The sequence below is a fragment of the Leucobacter sp. L43 genome, from assembly GCF_016597785.1.
Lineage (GTDB): Bacteria > Actinomycetota > Actinomycetes > Actinomycetales > Microbacteriaceae > Leucobacter > Leucobacter alluvii.
Window position 1 is genome coordinate 328,512 of the sequence record NZ_JAENJG010000001.1, and the last position, 16,488, is coordinate 344,999.

16 protein-coding genes are annotated in these 16,488 nt (G+C 58.5%); 8 read left to right on the forward strand and 8 right to left on the reverse strand.

What is annotated here, in order from left to right; all coding sequences use genetic code 11:
• Positions 1–118 precede the first annotated feature (118 nt).
• A complete protein-coding gene (locus JE033_RS01565; protein ID WP_200329009.1) occupies positions 119–469 on the forward strand; it encodes a hypothetical protein in 351 nt (116 codons plus the stop codon).
• A 326-nt stretch (positions 470–795) separates the two neighbouring features.
• On the opposite strand, the gene JE033_RS01570 is transcribed toward JE033_RS01565, so the two are convergent.
• Positions 796–1,947 (reverse strand): helix-turn-helix domain-containing protein, encoded by a 1,152-nt coding sequence (locus tag JE033_RS01570; protein ID WP_200329011.1) that lies wholly within the window; start codon positions 1,945–1,947, stop codon positions 796–798.
• A 97-nt stretch (positions 1,948–2,044) separates the two neighbouring features.
• On the opposite strand from JE033_RS01570, the gene JE033_RS01575 reads away from it, so the two are divergent.
• Both JE033_RS01575 and JE033_RS01580 read left to right on the forward strand, forming a co-directional pair.
• Positions 2,045–3,346 carry an MFS transporter gene (locus JE033_RS01575; protein WP_200329013.1) on the forward strand — a complete coding sequence of 434 codons (1,302 nt, stop codon included), beginning with the start codon at positions 2,045–2,047 and terminating at the stop codon, positions 3,344–3,346.
• Between the two features lie 72 nt (positions 3,347–3,418).
• A complete protein-coding gene (locus tag JE033_RS01580; RefSeq protein WP_200329015.1) occupies positions 3,419–5,077 on the forward strand; it encodes an amidohydrolase in 1,659 nt (552 codons plus the stop codon).
• A gap of 112 nt (positions 5,078–5,189) precedes the next feature.
• Here JE033_RS01580 and JE033_RS01585 read toward each other — a convergent pair whose 3' ends face one another.
• Genes JE033_RS01585 through JE033_RS01605 form a run of 5 tightly spaced genes read right to left on the reverse strand, consistent with a single transcriptional unit; the run spans position 5,190 to position 10,910 of the window.
• Positions 5,190–6,839, reverse strand: a complete 1,650-nt coding sequence (locus tag JE033_RS01585) for an amidohydrolase (protein WP_200329017.1) — start codon at positions 6,837–6,839, stop codon at positions 5,190–5,192.
• A complete protein-coding gene (locus tag JE033_RS01590; RefSeq protein WP_200329019.1) occupies positions 6,839–8,302 on the reverse strand; it encodes an APC family permease in 1,464 nt (487 codons plus the stop codon). Before JE033_RS01590 ends, JE033_RS01585 begins: the two co-directional genes overlap by 1 nt.
• Before the next feature lie 42 nt (positions 8,303–8,344).
• Complete coding sequence (locus tag JE033_RS01595; protein WP_200329021.1) at positions 8,345–9,499, reverse strand: NAD(P)/FAD-dependent oxidoreductase; 1,155 nt, start codon at positions 9,497–9,499, stop codon at positions 8,345–8,347.
• Positions 9,500–9,504: 5 nt separating this feature from the next.
• On the reverse strand, positions 9,505–9,708 hold the full coding sequence (locus JE033_RS01600) for a ferredoxin (RefSeq protein WP_200329024.1): 204 nt from the start codon (positions 9,706–9,708) through the stop codon (positions 9,505–9,507).
• Positions 9,709–9,725: 17 nt separating this feature from the next.
• On the reverse strand, positions 9,726–10,910 hold the full coding sequence (locus JE033_RS01605; RefSeq protein WP_200329026.1) for a cytochrome P450: 1,185 nt from the start codon (positions 10,908–10,910) through the stop codon (positions 9,726–9,728).
• Between the two features lie 112 nt (positions 10,911–11,022).
• Between JE033_RS01605 and JE033_RS01610 the strand changes: the two genes are divergently transcribed.
• Positions 11,023–11,628, forward strand: coding sequence for a TetR family transcriptional regulator C-terminal domain-containing protein (locus tag JE033_RS01610; RefSeq protein WP_200329028.1), 606 nt, complete (start codon positions 11,023–11,025; stop codon positions 11,626–11,628).
• Positions 11,629–11,645: 17 nt separating this feature from the next.
• On the opposite strand, the gene JE033_RS01615 is transcribed toward JE033_RS01610, so the two are convergent.
• Entirely contained in the window at positions 11,646–12,203 is a 558-nt protein-coding gene (locus tag JE033_RS01615) for a recombinase family protein (protein ID WP_200329030.1), read from the reverse strand.
• A 362-nt stretch (positions 12,204–12,565) separates the two neighbouring features.
• On the opposite strand from JE033_RS01615, the gene JE033_RS01620 reads away from it, so the two are divergent.
• The 4 genes from JE033_RS01620 to JE033_RS01635 all read left to right on the forward strand — a co-directional run bounded on the left by JE033_RS01620 (position 12,566) and on the right by JE033_RS01635 (position 15,797).
• Complete coding sequence (locus JE033_RS01620) at positions 12,566–13,609, forward strand: NAD(P)/FAD-dependent oxidoreductase (RefSeq protein WP_200329032.1); 1,044 nt, start codon at positions 12,566–12,568, stop codon at positions 13,607–13,609.
• A 465-nt stretch (positions 13,610–14,074) separates the two neighbouring features.
• Positions 14,075–14,302: a hypothetical protein gene (locus JE033_RS01625; protein ID WP_200329034.1), complete on the forward strand. Its 228-nt coding sequence runs from the start codon at positions 14,075–14,077 to the stop codon at positions 14,300–14,302.
• 51 nt (positions 14,303–14,353) lie between these two features.
• Positions 14,354–15,112 (forward strand): hypothetical protein, encoded by a 759-nt coding sequence (locus JE033_RS01630; RefSeq protein ID WP_200329036.1) that lies wholly within the window; start codon positions 14,354–14,356, stop codon positions 15,110–15,112.
• 88 nt (positions 15,113–15,200) lie between these two features.
• Positions 15,201–15,797 carry a dihydrofolate reductase family protein gene (locus tag JE033_RS01635; protein WP_200329038.1) on the forward strand — a complete coding sequence of 199 codons (597 nt, stop codon included), beginning with the start codon at positions 15,201–15,203 and terminating at the stop codon, positions 15,795–15,797.
• A 160-nt stretch (positions 15,798–15,957) separates the two neighbouring features.
• Here JE033_RS01635 and JE033_RS01640 read toward each other — a convergent pair whose 3' ends face one another.
• A complete protein-coding gene (locus tag JE033_RS01640) occupies positions 15,958–16,455 on the reverse strand; it encodes a universal stress protein (RefSeq protein ID WP_090148684.1) in 498 nt (165 codons plus the stop codon).
• Positions 16,456–16,488 lie beyond the last annotated feature (33 nt).

Consider the following 16,488-nt stretch of genomic DNA (forward strand, 5'->3'; position numbering starts at 1 on the left):
GGTCCGCAGCGAGGTTTCAGCCGATGAACAGAATCTCATTTCGGCTGCTGTTCATCGCGGACTCATGCTGAACGTTGCGAACAAAAGCTCATGAAATCAACCGATAAGGACACCAACCATGACGCATACTGAGGACATCGAAGCCGTGCAGGCTTCGTCACGGCGGCCACGGGCGTGGCTGTGCATGGCACTCGCCATCGCGGCAACAGTTACGTTTACTGCTCTCGCGAGCACAGTGGCGGGGACTTCGGGCCTCGCAGAAAGTGCCGAAAGTGGCGACTCTGCCGCGATCCTCATTACGACGCTTGGGTACGCGTTCGGAGTTCTGAGTGCGCTGATGGCGTTGCTTCTCTGCCTGAAACCGGTCATCGAAAACCGTAGTCGTCAACTTGCCCTCACCGCCGGAATTATCGCGGTACTTTCCCCTCTCGCCGCCGCATCGCTCGCCTCCGCGATCGGGCTCCGCTGATCAGTTTCACGGACATTGTGGTCTTCGGCATCATGGCCGCGGTTGCATATGCATCGCTCTGGCTCTTTGACGGGTTCCTCCGTAGAAGCAGCGTAGGGACTGCGGAAGAGAACCAGGCTCAACTCCTCAAACTCGCAGAGATGACAGTTCCGCTATTGTCGCGTGCTGAGATCGACGCCGCTCAAGCGGCCCACCATGGACGGGAAGAGCCTGTTTCGAACGAAAAACGCGACTAGAGCGGAGCCTGCCGCTTCTGATCAGGCAGACCCCGGCGGAATCATCCGAGCAAGAGCGAACGCCAAACCGGAAGCTCCGGTTTCGGCGTTTCACGTCGCGTCCGACGCCGACACTGCTTGAGCGCTCATTGCGAGGAGAATGACGGCGAGGTCTTTGGGGACTTCTGGATCAAATCCAGTGAGCTCCTTGACGATTTGAAGCCGGTTCTTAACCGTGTTGCGATGGCTGAAAACGCGTTCCGCAGCACCACGAAGCGTTCCGGAAACGGAGTACGCGTCGATCGTGGTAAGAAGTACGCTCTGGTGAGACGCTGGAAGATCCAGAACAGGGCCGAGCACTGTGCTTTCGAAATACTCGCCCAGCTCGCCCATGCGGGAGCGCGCAAGCGTGAGCCACTGATCGCGCAGTCGAGTCGGTCGGTGTTCGGAGCCTAAAGCTGAATACAGTTCTGACAATAAACGGCACGACTGCTGCAGATTGCGAACATGGACCCGGGAATCCATTACTGACCCTTGCAGGAGTTGATCGACGAGCGGCGCCGTTCCTTCTTGATGGAGAATAAGTTGGAATGATGGGCCTAGAAAATGTTGCACTCGACCCTTCGGTGACGCCGTTGCAACCTGCGTCATGATCTCAGTTGACAGCGGAGCGATGATCACGTCGAGCGGCTCGAACGGGTTGAAACCGATTTCTGAGCACATGTGAGTGACTTCCGCGACTGACAGCGGCTCTTCGTTGAGCAGTCTCGCGAGAATGGCCTGTGTTCGAATCGCGTTTGCGCGATCAAGTTCTTGCTCTCGTGACAGATAGCTGGCGAGAACTCGTCGAGTGTAGTAATCGACCCCTTCCCACAGCCTCAGTCCAATCTCGTGCAAAACGTCGGGTCCATATCCGCTGGCGTGCGCTGCTGCAGCTGCCCAGACAACTCCGAAATCGATGCTCAGGGCGCGGTGCAATTCTCCAGAGGGGATTCCGATGTCAGCACGGCTCCTCCCGAGATGCGCAGCAAGACTCTGGAGGGACGAAGGAATCGAACGCGATCGAATGTAGTGGACGATGTACTCCACGCTTTGTCTGCCGGCCTCCTCGAGCGCAGATTCACTCAGCACTCCAGTCCGATACGTCGGAAGGTCCGTCCGACGCGCTGCCGCAGAGTGAGCTAGCTCTTCAAGATCGGCCAGGATCTGTGCGCACACTTCCGCGATATGTCTTTCGCAAAGCGTTTCGTCATCGTTGTGCATTAGGCGACATCTCTTCCCTAAAATGGGGGCTTTTTTCACACGTAAGTGTGCGTCCAGTCGAACTTACACTGGTCAAAGTCAACACGGAGGTTGGATAATGACAACGAAGACATTGCATGAGCGAAAGCCCAAGCCACACTCAATGCGGCGAGTTGCGGCGGCAGCTTTCGTGGGGACCACTCTCGAGTGGTACGACTATTACTTGTTCGGCACGGCAGCAGCGTTGGTCTTCGGTCACACCTTCTTTGTCGCGGATGATCCCATCACGGGCACTCTTGCCGCCTTTGCTACCTTTGCAGTCGGCTTCGTGGTGCGACCTCTAGGCGCTGTTTTGTTTGGGCACATCGGTGATCGTTGGGGCCGCAAGCGCAGCTTGATCATGACCGTCATTCTGATGGGAGTCGTCACGGGCACGATCGGTGTTCTTCCTGATTACACACAGATCGGCGTTTGGGCACCCATCATTTTGGTAGTCCTCCGATTGTTCCAGGGACTCGCGATGGGGGGCGAGTGGAGTGGCGCTTCGGCGCTCATCACGGAACACGCCGATTCAACGCGGCGAGGGTTCTACGCGATGCTCCCGCAAATGGGGAACCCGTTGGGCATTCTGCTTGGAGTATTGCTGTTCACTGGCATCAGCTCCGTTGTGCCGGAGGACGAGTTCATTGCGTGGGCTTGGCGCATTCCGTTCTTGCTCGCCGTTCCGTTCGCACTTATTGCGTTGTGGATTCGCTCCTCGATTGATGAATCGACGAGCTTCAAAAAAACCCAAGCAATCCGTGCGCGTAATGCGCCAGCGCCTATTGTGCAGATCCTTCGTTCATACAAACTGCCTGTGCTCCTCGGACTCGGCGCTGGTCTTCTTGGCACGGCTGGTTACTACTTTGCCGATACATTCATGCTCAACTACGGGTCTCAGACCCTGGGTATCGACTACACGTCCTTGTTGAATGCCTCTCTGATCACGGCGGCACTCAACATTCCACTCTTCTTACTCTGGGGTGTCCTCGCGAACCGGCTAGGTGGATTCAAAGTTGCAATAATCGGATCGATCATCTCGCTGGTGTTGGCGTATCCGATGTTCGCTCTCGTGGGAATCGGCACCGCATTCTCTGTGGGTTCGGCGATGGTACTCGGCGGGTCGATGGTGTCAATCGCTTACGCGGCGTACGGACAGATCGTAAATGAGATCTTCCCTACGGAGGTACGCCAAAGCGCAATTGGGGTGGCTTACGGACTTACGGGGGCCGTCGCCGGTTTTATTCCTTTCATCGCCACGCTCGTGATGAACGCAAGCGATGGATCGGTGTGGTGGACGGGGTCGCTACTGGTCCTGCTCGCAGCGCTCTCACTCGTCAGCGTGATCGCAGCACGTCGGTTCCGACGCGCCGAGCTTTAAAGATGCAGGTGTCCGCCGCGCTGGCAGGCAGCGGAATGTCCGTCATTACTGAGAACTCGAGAGGTGCAACCCATGGCGATCAACTTGTCTCCTGAGCCGATCATCGTGACGGCCGATATCATTCGGACCGCGAACCCGCTACAGCCCGAAGCGCAGGGAATGCTCATCTGCGGAAGAGAAATTCTCATGGTGGGCTCCCTCGAAGAATGTGAAGCTGCGAGCGCTGAACGTTTCGTGAAAGCCCCCGAAGTGATCTCATTTCCAGGGCAAACTGTTGTGCCGGGTTTTGTTGATCCACATGCGCACCCGGTATCAATGGGCCAGTTCCTCACGTGGGTGGACTGCTCACCTGGTCAAGCTGGTTCCATAGACGAGATGGTCGGTCTGCTCACAGAAGCAGCCCGTCGTGCCGAGCCTGGCGTCACCATCCGCGGCTACGGGTATGAACAGCGAAATCTTCGAGAGAAGCGCCATCCAAGCTGCGACGAGCTCGATCAAGCTTCAACCAGTCAGGAAATCTACCTGATGAATGCTTCTGGTCACAGTGTGATCGTGAATCACTACGCTCTCGAGAAATACGGCATCACTGATACAACTCCAGACCCTGATGGTGGGGCATTCGTTCGCGACGAGGCCGGCCGTCTGACCGGTGAGATCGTAGATGCCGCCTGCAATGTCCTCACTGGGCCGATGGGAGTAAAGGTCGGGGCTCATGGTCCGAATTTTCATCTGCCAGAAACCGACGAGCACCTCAACAGCTACTTGGAGGCCGCCCAATCAGTTTTCCTACGCAACGGTGTCACTTCAATCGGGGATGCACAGGTGTCATCTCGAGAATTTGGCACTTATCAAAGACTTCGCGTGAGCGGGAAGCTTCGTGCGCGCTTCTCTTTGTATCTCCTCTCTCACATGCTCGACAGTGTTCTTGAGGTGGGCCTGAAATCTGGCTTCGGAGATGAAATTCTTGAGGTCGCGGGTATCAAACTGTATGTCGATGGTTCCCTTGGCGGCTGGACTGCGTACTTCCCTGACGGCTATCCGGGAGATCCGTGTCGAACGGGACAGCTGTATCACGATCCGACAGAGTACGACGGCCTGGTCCGGCGGGCACACCTCGCGGGTCTGCAAACGGCGAGCCATGCTCAGTCTCCCGACGCGGTTGGCATGGTGATCACTGCCGTGCGAAATGCGCAGCAAGTAGATGGGGTGCAGCAGCGACACCGCGTGGAGCATTGCGGGTTACCTGCGCTGGAGCAGATCAGTGAGATGAGAGCGCTGGGCATGCTTCCCGTTAATCAGCCAATGCATGGCCATAACTGGGGTGAAGGTGTAGTCGAAGCGATTGGCGACGATGGCGAACGTTTCAACCCCCTTGGAGATTTCTTGCGCGCTGATTTGCCGATCACACTCTCGAGCGACGCTCCTGTTGCCTACCCAAACCCGCTCCAAGCAATAGATGCGGCGGTTACGCGCGAAACCCGATCAGGTTTAACGCTGGGATCGGAAGACCTTCGAGTTTCCCCGGAGGCTGCCCTTCAAGGGCACACGTTGCATGGAGCACGTGCGCTCAATCGGGAGAATTCCGTCGGCAGCCTCGAAGCAGGAAAGCTCGCGGACTTTGTTGTGCTCGCAGGCGACCCCTTCGGCCGCGGCCGCATTCGAGATATCGAAGTCGAAGAGACGTGGGTGGCAGGCGTTCGCGAATACCACAGGAACGAGAACAGAGCGTAGCTTCAAGGAAGAATGTTCCAGCGACTCGGGCGAATCCGACAGCGTCGTCACTCACACTCATTCCGAGAAGGATGAGCACTTCTCTTCCCGCAACTCCTTCTCTTCACAGTGTCTACTCCCAGACAATTTGTCCCTGCACGTACACTGCCGTTGTTTGCGATTGGGCGAAGGTCTGTCGGTCGTTTTCGAACGGGTTTCTATCAATGACAGTGAGGTCAGCGGCACTTCCTACGGCGATTTGCCCGGTGCGCGGCTGGCGATTTACCCAAGCACCACCGGACGTGTATGCCTCCAGAATGTGTATGAGATCGATTCGTTGGTGAGGGGTAAAGACGGGTGTGTTTGTTTCTGCGCCTGGCATTTGGCGATGTATCGCAACGAACATCGCTTCGAATGGCGAAACGCCGCTTACAGGCCAGTCACTACCCGCAGCCAAGCGACCTCCAGCATCAACGATTTCTTTGAACGGGAACTGTTGCTCGGCCCGTTCAGCCCCCAAGAGGGGTATACATAGGTCGTCCATTTGCTCCCCGTGTGCAGCCCAGAGAGCCTGTATGTTCGCGGTCACATCTAGTTGCGCAAGGCGAGGAATATCTGCAGGTAGGACGGACTGCAGATGCGCTATTTGGTGACGAGGTGTGAATCCCCGCACTGGTTCGCAGGTGGAGAGGGCATCAAGTATCTCTGTTGTTGCGCGATCCCCCATCGCGTGGAAATGCATATCGAACTGGGCATCCTGCAAGAGGTGGACCACTTCGGTAAGTTCGGCCGGTTCCAGAAGAGAGGCGCCTCTCTCTGTTAAAGGCGCACCAGTTGCCGAGCAATACGGTTCGTGAAGCGCAGCGGTATGGTTTTCGGGAATTCCATCCTGCATCAGCTTGATCGCGTGCGCCCTAAACTTAGGACCCTTCGCTTGCGCGCGGCGACGCTGCAGTTCATCTATTTGGTCGAAGCCTTTGTTGGGATCCCAGAACAACGCGCCGTTGACCCGCCCCGTAAGTGTTCCGGCGGCGTCTGCACGGATGTAGGTGTCAAAAATGTCGGGATTTCCGCCGAAGGACCCGATGAGCGCGTCCTGCCACGACGTGATGCCGGAAGCGTGGAGTCGTTCCTGTCCGATTCGAAGCGCCCGGTCGAGTGTCTCACTTGACGGTGCTGCTTGCACGTCGTAGACCAGCGCCATTGCAGCTTCGTGGAGAACGCCCGTCGCGTGCCCGTCTTGGTCTCGCTGTATGTAACCACCTTCAGGATCGGGAGTGTCACGGTCGATCCCGGCGCGCCGCAGGGCTTCGGAATTGACCCAGAGTGCGTGCACGTCTCGCACGGCCAACGCAGCCGGCCTATGTGGGCAGACGGCGTCGAGTTGTTTTCGATGCGGGCCCTCCGGGCCGAAGGTATGAAATCCCCATCCCCCACCCGTGATCCAGTCGCGTTCTGGGTGGGCTTGTGCGTACTCGAAGATCGCGGCAAGTACTTCTTCTGTAGTCTCGACGGCGCTGAGGTCGCAACTTTGCGCATTGAGTCCGGCAAATATGGGGTGAACATGTGAATCGTGAAGTCCCGGCAGAATGAACCCTGAGTCGACATCCACTCGAGAACGAGCTCGAGTACGAATTTCATGTGCAGCAATGAGGTCCTGCTCGACCGCTCTGATCGCGCCATCCCGAACGCCGATAGTCGCGAACTGTGGGTGTTTTAGACCTGGGGTCCAATATTCACCCGTGATTGCAAGGTCGAAGGCGTCGTTTGAAAAAGCTGGCATTAGGACGTTTCTTTCATCGGTTCCATGTCAGTGAGCTGGTTGCGCTGATCAGAATCTGGGTATTTTGACCTACGAAAGGCGCTTGTGACGAATACTGCTAGAAAAATGATTGCCGGAGTCAGGACCACGAAGAGATTGATGACGCCGTCGGCGTCGGTGAGAAGTTGAATGTTGGCGATCATTGACACTATTGCGCCAATGATCAGGAGCGTCGCGAGCGTAGAAGCACCGATGATCGCCATGCGTGGTCCCCGCGGATGCTCTTTCTTTGAAGCGAAGAATACGACCACCGCGACTGAAGTGAGAGCCATAAGCGCCATAATCCCGATCGTGCCAGGGCTGCTAAACCAGACAGTCAGTTGGCGGTACGGGTCGAGACCCATAAGACCGAAAAGGACGACGATTGCTCCGGTCAGAAGTGCTTGGAAGTTCCCAAATGAGGGCGACTTGTATTTCGGGTGCACGCGTGCGGCAGCTCGCGGCAGAATCCCTTCAGTGGCCATAGAGTGTCCATACCTATTGATGGCGTTGAAATAGGCGATCGCTGAGCTGAAGGAACTGGTCACGAGCAGGATTTGCGCGACAATGCCGGACCAGGTTCCGACGTAATACTCGCTGACGATATAGAGCATTGCTGTTGGATCGTCCGCAATCTGTGCAGCAAGTTCTGGAACAGTGAATGCCTGTGCAATCGACCAAGCGACGAAGCAGTAGAACAGTGCGAGGAACACTAGCGAGATCGCTGTAGCGCGAGGCACGGAGCGCTTGGGGTCTTTGGATTCCGCACGGTACAGCGTCGTGGATTCAATACCGAAGAATGCCCCGAACCAGACGAGCGAGGCCGCTGCCATGCCTGGGACGAATACGTTCTCAGGAGCGAATGAGGCCCCGCTGATCCCTTGCGCGGGAGCGATGTTGGCGATGACGGCGATTGCAACAAGGAGTAGGAGGGCTACTTCCGCCGTTAGCAGGACGAGAATGAGTTTCACACCTACGTCGATGCCTCGGCGACAAACGAGCCAGATCAGTAGAACGAGAACGGCACCGATAATCCACCATGGGATCGAAATGCCGGTCAGTATTTGTATGAGGTTTTGGGTGGTTGCGCTAATGATGCCCATGCCACCGACTTGGACCAACAGATAGGCAGAAATAGCGAGAGTCGCTGATGCGTTCCCGGAGGGCCGCCCCAGCGTCTGTCCGATATATGTGTAGAACGCACCGGGACGCTTAATGTACCGGGTCATGGATACGACACCCACGATGAAAAGTGCTACTACGATGCCAGCGATGAGGAACCCGGCTGGTGCACCTATGCCCGCGACGAGGAATCCAATAGGGCCGTATCCCGCGATGAGGGCGAGAGGTGCGGCGGCGGCGATGACAATCAACGCAATCGAGCCGGCGCCGAGTACTCCAGATTTGAGTTCGTCAGGTTTGTTGGGTGGGTCGGTAATGGTCATTGACATACTCCTTTGTATGGAAGGGCGGGGAAGTTGCTGCAGCTACGCGACGCTTGCGATGTTCTCGGGTTGATTCAGTTCATTTCGGACGGCGAGGACGCCTTGTGGGCTGTTCAATCCAAAAGCGCCGTGAAGGGCGCCCTGTCGCTTATACGTGACGAAAATGTTTGTTCGTGGCCCCTCCGCGATGACTACTTCTCGTTCGCACGCGCCTGCGTCGAACGAACCGACTCCTTGCAGCAGATTGTTGTGTTGCATGGACCAGAAGTAAGGAGCATCAATGAAGGGAGAATGAGAGCCGCGGACTATGTCCTCTGCGATGTGAATTCCTTGATCTTTCGCGGTCGTCCAATGGCCCGACTGGGCGGAGATTCCGTCCGGCGTTATCCACGAGACACTGTCTCCCGCAGCCCAGATTCCGGAGCGATTCGTTCTAAGCGCGCTGTCTGCGGTGACCATTCCGGAGGCATTGATCCCGACTTTCATATGTAGCCATGCTGTGTCCGGCGCCGAGCCGATTCCGGAAACTACTAGGTCTGCTTTGTAGTTTTGCCCGTTTTCGAGGGCAACAAGTTGTTGAGAGTCAGTAGCGGTCACGCTCTGCACTTGCGCATTAGGAACGAGATCTACTCCTGCTTCCCGGTGCACTTGTTCGATAACGGATGCAGCTTCTGGCCCAAGCCGTTTTAGGAACAGTTGCTCGTCTCGGAACAAGAGTTTGGCATCAAGTCCTGCCTTTTTCAGTGATGCTGCAACTTCCGCGCCAATGAACCCTCCGCCAATGACGAGAGCTGATGAGGCAGTAGTGAGTGCCGTGCGAAGTCGAGAGTTATCTTTGAGGCTGTGCACGTTGAAGACGTCTGGGTTGCTCCAGGATGCCGTTCGCGGAGTTGATCCCGGCGCGAGGACGAGCTCATCGAAATGTATGTTGAACTTTGAGGTCTCAACGAGACGTTTTTCCGTGTCGAGGGCCTTCGCTTCGGCGGTAACGAGGCAAATGTCGGCCGCCTCAAGATCAGCCCTTCCGCTGGTGGAGAGGCTCGGCCCGACCAGCGCTTTCGACAGGGGTGGACGCTCGTAAGGCGAGTCAGAGTCTTTATCGATGATGACGATTTTGCGGTGATGATCAAGTTCTCGGAGTCGTTTAGCGCAGGCAAGGCCTGCGGCTCCGGCGCCGACGATGACAGTGGTTTTCATCTGTTCTAGGCGTCTTTATTCGCCCAGGCCAAGGCAGCTGCGGGACACATGGCGATGGCGGCGTCTGTCGAATCGACCTGTGCGGCTTCGACTTCTACAGTCTTAATGACGACGAGACCGTTGGCATCGAGCTCGAAGACCTCGGGTGCGGTGTTTGCGCAAATTCCTGCTCCAATGCAGGCCGAAACGTTGGTGCTGAGCACTGACATGCTGATTTTCCTTTCGGTCAGTTAGCGGGGGTGACGCGGATGTGGACGCTGGTGCCCGCGTCGAGATAGGAAGCTTCCCGCGCGGCGGCGGGGTCTGAGTGCTCTATGGTGACCCAACGTGCCGAGGTGGCGCGGAGCATTTCCTCCAATTCCATGACGGCGAACATACGCCCAAGGCAGAAATGGCGTCCTACACCCCAGTTCAGGGGAAGTCGTTCTCCGGTTCGCCCGATGTCGAAAATTTCTGGATTGGTAAAAACGGCAGGGTCTCGGTGTGCGGCGCCGATGAGAGCGAACACGTGGTCTCCGGCGTAAACAGGTACTCCTGCTATTTCTTTGTCGACCGTTGCGACTCGGAAGATCCACGCGTCTCCTGGACGATATCGAGCCGCCTCCGTGACTGCGCTCGGCACGAGAGACGGGTCTTCTCGTAGCCGCTGCCACTGATCCGGATTATCTAAGAATGAGGTGAACATGAGCCCCGCCAGAATCTGGGTGGTGTCAGTGCTCGCCGCCAACAGTGTTACGAGAGACACGCGGATGTCTTCGTCCGACATCTTGCCCATCGCCTTCTGGGCAAGCATGTGATCAAGTACATTCGCGTCTGGGGTTCCCGGCTCGTGGATTTCGAGGAGTTCATCCACCCAACGAGTGAGTTCAGACCAAGCTGCAGTTGACGGACCCGCAAGTTCTGGGTCCATTTCGAAAATACGCACGGATTCTTCGGAGATGCGACTAATGAAGGCGGCATGCTTCTCCGCATCCACTCCCAGCAACTCACTGAAGACGCGGGCTGGGATGTCCCGGATCATGTCCCCTACGAGTTCGATTTCAGTCTGCTCCCCTGTCGCATCGAGAGCTGCTTCTATCCACTCGCGAACCTCTGACCGCATGGACTGGACCTTTTGAGGCGTGAAAAAAGTACCCAGCGCTGATCGAAGACGAGCATGGTCTGGCCCCTCGACGTAATTCACACTTTTTGAAGCGATTTCTTTGAACTCTTGAACGTCGACGCCGGATTCCTCGAAGAGTTCTACAAGCCCTGTGGAGTAGTCGAGATCGCGAAGCGTCGAAGCGCAGGTCTCGTACGAAATCACTTCCACACCACGATTACTTCGAATCGCATTAGTGCCTGCTGGAACTCGTTCCAGGGGTAACCAAGGTATCTGCGTGAGCTCATCCGCAGTGAATGCTGTCGTCATTGACCCCAAAGCCTCTCTATGTGTGACACTGTCATAATTAAGCATAGTCGGTCGCATCCTGCAAACCCTCGATGTCCCACCGACTAAAGTTGAGGAAAGATTGGGAGGCGTTGTGCCAAAAATCGTCGACCACGAACAGCGACGCGTAGAGATCGGCGAAGCGCTACTACGAGTGCTAGCGCGGGACGGGGTGCAACAGGTTTCGATTCGCAGTGTCGCCGCTGAGGCTGGTTGGACCCGGGGAGTTATCGAGCACTATTTTGCCGACCGCGACGATCTGCTCCTCTTCGCATATCGGCTCGCATTGAAGCGCGAAGCCGAAGTCGTGTTTTACTCGCAAGTCGAGTCCCCCACCGATCGCCTTATCTCTCTTTTACTTCGCGCCCTCCCGATAGACGAAGTGAGTTCTCTCGATTTTCGGATCTTTCTGGGCTTGGTCGGTCGGCTTGCTGATCGCCCTGAACTCGCATCAGCCCTCAGCGAAGACCATAGAGAATACGAACTAAGGGTTCGTTCGTATGTTCACCTCGCAGTGGAAGCTGGCGAACTTCGCAGCGATATACCCGTCGAAACGATCGCGCACCATCTGTCCGTCTTCGTTGACGGATTAGGGATCCACTGCGCGCTCTACCCTGAATCGTCATCAAGCGAGACGCTCGAAGAGAAGCTGCGCGGATTCCTCTGGACGCTTACACCGAGGGAATCAGCGAAGAAGTAAGGAACATCCGCCCTTACTCATGCGTGACGCTCAAGGTGACGGTAGATCGTCGCTCGCCCGACGCCAAACGTATCGGCGATTTCCTGCACAGTGTGACCGCCAGCGTCGTACATCGCTCGCGCCTGCTTAATCCGGTTGTCCGTCATTTTCGGGCGGCGACCCCCTTTACGGCCTCGAGCTCGGGCGGCGGCGAGCCCGTCCTGAGTGCGCTCGACGATGAGGTCGTGCTCGAACTCGGCGATCGCAGCGAGCATGTGGAAGAACAGGCGACCCCCAGGAGTGGTGGTGTCGATGCCCTGCGAGAGTGCTTTCAAGCCGATCCCCCGCTCTTGTAACTGGTCGGAGATCTCTTTCAAGTTCTTTACCGACCTGCCGAGTCGATCAAGCTTCGTCACAATGAGAGTGTCGCCTGCACGGAGATATTCGAGAGCGTCTGTAAGCGCTGGCCGTTTCGCGAGCGTTCCGGAAGCGTGGTCAACGAACAACTTCTCACACCCAGCCGACGTAAGGGCATCGGTTTGACCCTCCGCATTTTGATCACGAGTCGAAACTCGGGCATATCCGATAAGCTCCATTTCTGAATCGTATCGCAAACGCAGCTCACGAAACATAGATTTCAGACACGAGTCATGAGACGCTTTGCGCAGCGAAACCCTGGCAATCATTCTGCTGTCTCATAAACGACCGTTGAGCGAGTCAGGGTGACCCGCGAGCGGCCTCGCTGAAACGGGGTGATTTCTGGCCGAAACGGCGGAACAAACACGTGGCCGCAAGATGCCCTGCGAGGGATCCCCTATCGGGCGACACGGCGCTGAGTCGGCTGCTACGGTGCTCCGCGTGGCAGTAGCCAAAGCACGACCTTCACGCCGGAATTGTCTGAAAACCAGCCCGCGCAAGGGATTGTGATTGGCTTCCTCGTCTTGAAACGATCGGCTGCATGACCGAAGCCCAGCAGCCTGACCCGCGAACCACAGCTTTCAGCACTGCCGAAGATTGCCAAGATGTCATCATCAGCGGCGGAGGACCAGCCGGACTCAGCGCTGCGCTCACCCTGGCGCGCGCACGCCGAAGTACCACCGTGATTGACGCCGGCGAACCCCGCAACGCTGCGGCCGAACATATACACGGCATGCTCGGATTCGAAGACATCGCCCCGCATGAATTCCTCGAGCGAGGCCGCCGGGAGGTGACGGCCCACGGAGCCGAAATCATCTTCGGTCGTGCCAGGAACATCGGACGGCGGGACGACGAGAGCTTCACCGTTGCCACGGACACCGCCGAAGAGTTCAGAGCCCGACGCCTCATCATCGCAACTGGAATCAGCGACCAGCTGCCACACATCCCCGGTCTTCGGGAGCGATGGGGACGCGACGTGCTCCACTGCCCCTACTGCCACGGCTGGGAAGTTCGAGGTCGCCGCATCGGTATCGTCGCAAGCTGTGAGGACTCCATCAAGCAGGCACTGACCTTTCACCAGTGGAGTGACGACGTGACTTTTCTCGCGAACGGGCGAACAGTCGATGCTGAGGATCGCCTTCGCCTGCGTGCAGTGGGAATCTCGATTGTTGATGACGCCCTCGCAGAGGCAATTATCGACAGTGAGGGAATTCGATCGATGCGACTCGAGGATGGCAGCGAAATCGAATGTGACGCCTTAGGTGTGTCGCCGAGCTCCGACGCGCACCTCGACATGCTCGAAGACCTCGGAGTGCATTGGGAAACGCACCCCCTCGGCCGCTTCATCGAAACCGACGCAGCCGGTCGCACGGCCGTTCACGGCGTCTGGGCTGCGGGCAACTGCGCGAATCTCTCCGCCCAAGTCGGATGGGCGGCGGCGCACGGTGCGCTCGTGGCGCAAGACATCAACGCCGACCTGATCAGGACAGACGTGGAGCACGCGGTGGAGAACCTCCGGGAGCGGGAGAGCTGGGCAGAAGAAGACGCTGGGCGCGGCGAGCATACGGGCCTTCTGCAGGAGTAGGCGACACCAGGCAGAGGAAGTTGGGAGCGGACAGGGGCGCGCGAAGCAGCCGAAGCTCAACTCCACGAAGCATCATCATCAGCTTGCCGCCCCACGGCTTGTACTCATACTCAGGCGGAACTGGCCCAGCTCCTTGGTGTCTCCCGCGCTACCGTGTATCGCGAGTGGCAGCGCGCTCAGAAGCTCACCGCAATCTCATGTTGCGAAAAGAGCGACCCGCCGACAAGCAACCGCGACGTCGACCTGTGCTGGCCCGCCGATGAGAGGAACCCCGGCGAGGAGCGCAGAACTCGACGCCGGATAACCGGTCGCACCGTCGAAATCAAGGCGAGTGGATTCGGCCCGTGCAGACCGTACACTCGAAGCCCAGCCGCATCGGAATCCGGCGTTGGACAGCCGTCACATCGGACGCTCCGCTGCGCGAATGACTCCCCGCAACGAAATGCCGAACGAAGGAGCCCGAGAATGAGTGACCAGCAACCGGCGGAAGACAGCGCGCCCGAGCTCGATGAGTCGAGTGCATCCGACGTCGATGCGATCGCGGGCATCGCCGTGGAGGTGCGCGACACCGCGGGCGCGTCTCACGCCGATGACATCGAAGCGATGCTGCGACGGCGACTCGCGGAGTCGTCCGTCGAGGTGAGCGAAGACGATGTCCAGAACCTCGTACAGCAGATCCGCGAGGGCGACTGACGCGACTGCCCACCTCGGGCTCGGCTGGGCGCGCGTTGGTAGGGTGACGGCATGGCTTCTGCGCGTACTCGACTCTGGTCCATCAGTGCTGCGGCACTCGTTCTCGGGCTGAGCGCCTGCTCCTCAGGAGCCCCGTCATCGAGCGAACAGCCCGCAGATGGCGGGGTCGATCCGATCGAGATCGTGTCGCAGCCTGAAACAGTCGGTGAGCCGATCAGCCTCGACCTGCCTCTCGACGACTCGGGAGCGTTCGCGTTCGATCAGTGGCCGTCGGCATGCGCATTCGCTGACGAGACGACGCTCTCGGCGATCTTCCCGCAATCCGATGAGATCGCGCAGTCAGGCACCGATCGGTCGCTGTCGATCCTGCAGGTCGGTGCGGCGGGCACGCGGGAGGTCACCGTACCCGAGGCCGACTGCACCACAAAGGTCGGCTTCCCCGTGGACGAGCTCAGGGCTTCCGACCAGAGCGTCGTGTTCTTGCTCACCACGAGTGTCGAGGCGGCTGGCGATGCCGAATTCGTGGAGCGGAACGCGACCCCGAAGAGCGGTGACGAGGTGCAGGTCGGTGACGCGACCTGCGTCGTAGCTCCGAGCGGGCTCCGGTACGACTGCGCAACGCCGCAGATCGCATTCAGCGTGACGCTCGACGCGCGCCCGTACGGGCAATACTTCGGTGAGAGCGAGAGCAGCTACGTGGTCGACGGCGAGGAGCAGGTGTACTCCGACGACGTGGATGCGTTCCTCACCATGGCTGAGGAGAAGATCCTGCTGCCAGTGGTGACGGCGAACGTCGACCGGCTGGCCTGATCGGGACCTCGCACCGTTCCGCATCGCGGTTTCGCCGGACGGGCACCCCCAGCCGGACGATGATTGCAGTGCGCGAGAGGAAGATGCCGTGAAGATCACCGTGAGTCTCCAAGTCACGCTCGACGGCGTCGCGCAGGCGAATGGCGGGAACAACGAAGTTGTAGATCCTGGTTTCACGCGCGGCGGCTGGGCGCTCCCGCTCGGTGATGCAGAGAGCACGCGATCCATTCTCGAGACATGGAGACGTCCCGACGCGTTCCTCCTGGGCCGCAAGACATTCGACATGTTTTCGGCTTACTGGGGTGTACGCGCGGACGACGGCGGATTCGGTGAGGCGATCTGCTCGACGCCCAAGTACGTCGCCTCGAACACGCTGGTCGACCCCGGCTGGGGGCACACGACCGTCATCTCTGGCGATGTCGTCGCACAGTTGCGCGAGATGAAGGCCCAGCAGAGCGGAGAACTGCTCGTGGTCGGCAGCGTGCAACTCGCTCGTCACTTGCTCGAGAGCAAGCTCGTGGATGAGCTGAATCTGGTTCAGTTTCCCGTCATCGTCGGCGAGGGCGAGCGCCTGTTCCCACACGACGGATCCGACTTCGGACTCGAACTGCTCGAGGCCCAGGTGTTCGGCACCGGAGTCATCGAGCTGACATACCGCGTGCTGGGCCCGCCCGAGTACGCCTGAGCGGAGCTTCCAGCGAGGAGCAGTGCCGGATCGCCAGGGTCAGTCATTCGAAGCGGGCCGGCCGCCCGTCTCACACCGAGAATGATGTGAGAGGCCGACCGACCGAACTGCATCGACGCGATAGCCATGGAACACGTCACATGGCGCGCGAGGGTGGATGTCAGCTGGAAACGACTGGCACCCGTTGTGCTGAGCGTGCTCGCGCCACCGCTTCGGACGGAATCACCAGCGTCGGAATCGTGGCGTGGTGGAGCACATTCGACGAGGTGCTGCCGAGGACAGTGGCTGAGAAACCGCGCAGTCCGCGAGAACCGATGACGATGAGGTCCGAATCGAGCCTGCCGGCCGCGTCGAGGATGGCTTCATAGGCACTCGCGACGGTGGAGGACACGAGCGGCTCGGCGAGCAGTCCCCGTGCCACGGCGAGCTCAGCGCCTTCCGCAGCGATCGTCTCGGAGGCGTCGAGTGCCGCCCGATCGAGTGCGTCGAGCGTCTCCAGGGCTGTGTGACCTTGGAGGTGCGCGGCGAAGCTCTCCATCGGCTGGCGTGCATGCAGCACGACCGCTTCACTGCCGGGGAACATCGTGGAGACGGATTCGACGGCGTACTTCGCATTGGGTGAGCCGTCGTAGGCGATCAGGAGTCGTGGTCTGGTCATGGAGCTCTTCTCTCATTCGGTGGTCGGATACAG

Coding starts and splice junctions, on each gene's coding strand:
- JE033_RS01625 (WP_200329034.1), top strand. CDS start 14,075: ATGAGTGACCAGCAACCGGCGGAAGACAGCGCGCCCGAGCTCGATGAG.
- JE033_RS01620 (WP_200329032.1), top strand. CDS start 12,566: ATGACCGAAGCCCAGCAGCCTGACCCGCGAACCACAGCTTTCAGCACT.
- JE033_RS01590 (WP_200329019.1), bottom strand. CDS start 8,302: ATGACCATTACCGACCCACCCAACAAACCTGACGAACTCAAATCTGGA.
- JE033_RS01575 (WP_200329013.1), top strand. CDS start 2,045: ATGACAACGAAGACATTGCATGAGCGAAAGCCCAAGCCACACTCAATG.
- JE033_RS01580 (WP_200329015.1), top strand. CDS start 3,419: ATGGCGATCAACTTGTCTCCTGAGCCGATCATCGTGACGGCCGATATC.
- JE033_RS01565 (WP_200329009.1), top strand. CDS start 119: ATGACGCATACTGAGGACATCGAAGCCGTGCAGGCTTCGTCACGGCGG.
- JE033_RS01570 (WP_200329011.1), bottom strand. CDS start 1,947: ATGCACAACGATGACGAAACGCTTTGCGAAAGACATATCGCGGAAGTG.
- JE033_RS01630 (WP_200329036.1), top strand. CDS start 14,354: ATGGCTTCTGCGCGTACTCGACTCTGGTCCATCAGTGCTGCGGCACTC.
- JE033_RS01595 (WP_200329021.1), bottom strand. CDS start 9,499: ATGAAAACCACTGTCATCGTCGGCGCCGGAGCCGCAGGCCTTGCCTGC.
- JE033_RS01605 (WP_200329026.1), bottom strand. CDS start 10,910: ATGACGACAGCATTCACTGCGGATGAGCTCACGCAGATACCTTGGTTA.
- JE033_RS01615 (WP_200329030.1), bottom strand. CDS start 12,203: ATGGAGCTTATCGGATATGCCCGAGTTTCGACTCGTGATCAAAATGCG.
- JE033_RS01585 (WP_200329017.1), bottom strand. CDS start 6,839: ATGCCAGCTTTTTCAAACGACGCCTTCGACCTTGCAATCACGGGTGAA.
- JE033_RS01600 (WP_200329024.1), bottom strand. CDS start 9,708: ATGTCAGTGCTCAGCACCAACGTTTCGGCCTGCATTGGAGCAGGAATT.
- JE033_RS01640 (WP_090148684.1), bottom strand. CDS start 16,455: ATGACCAGACCACGACTCCTGATCGCCTACGACGGCTCACCCAATGCG.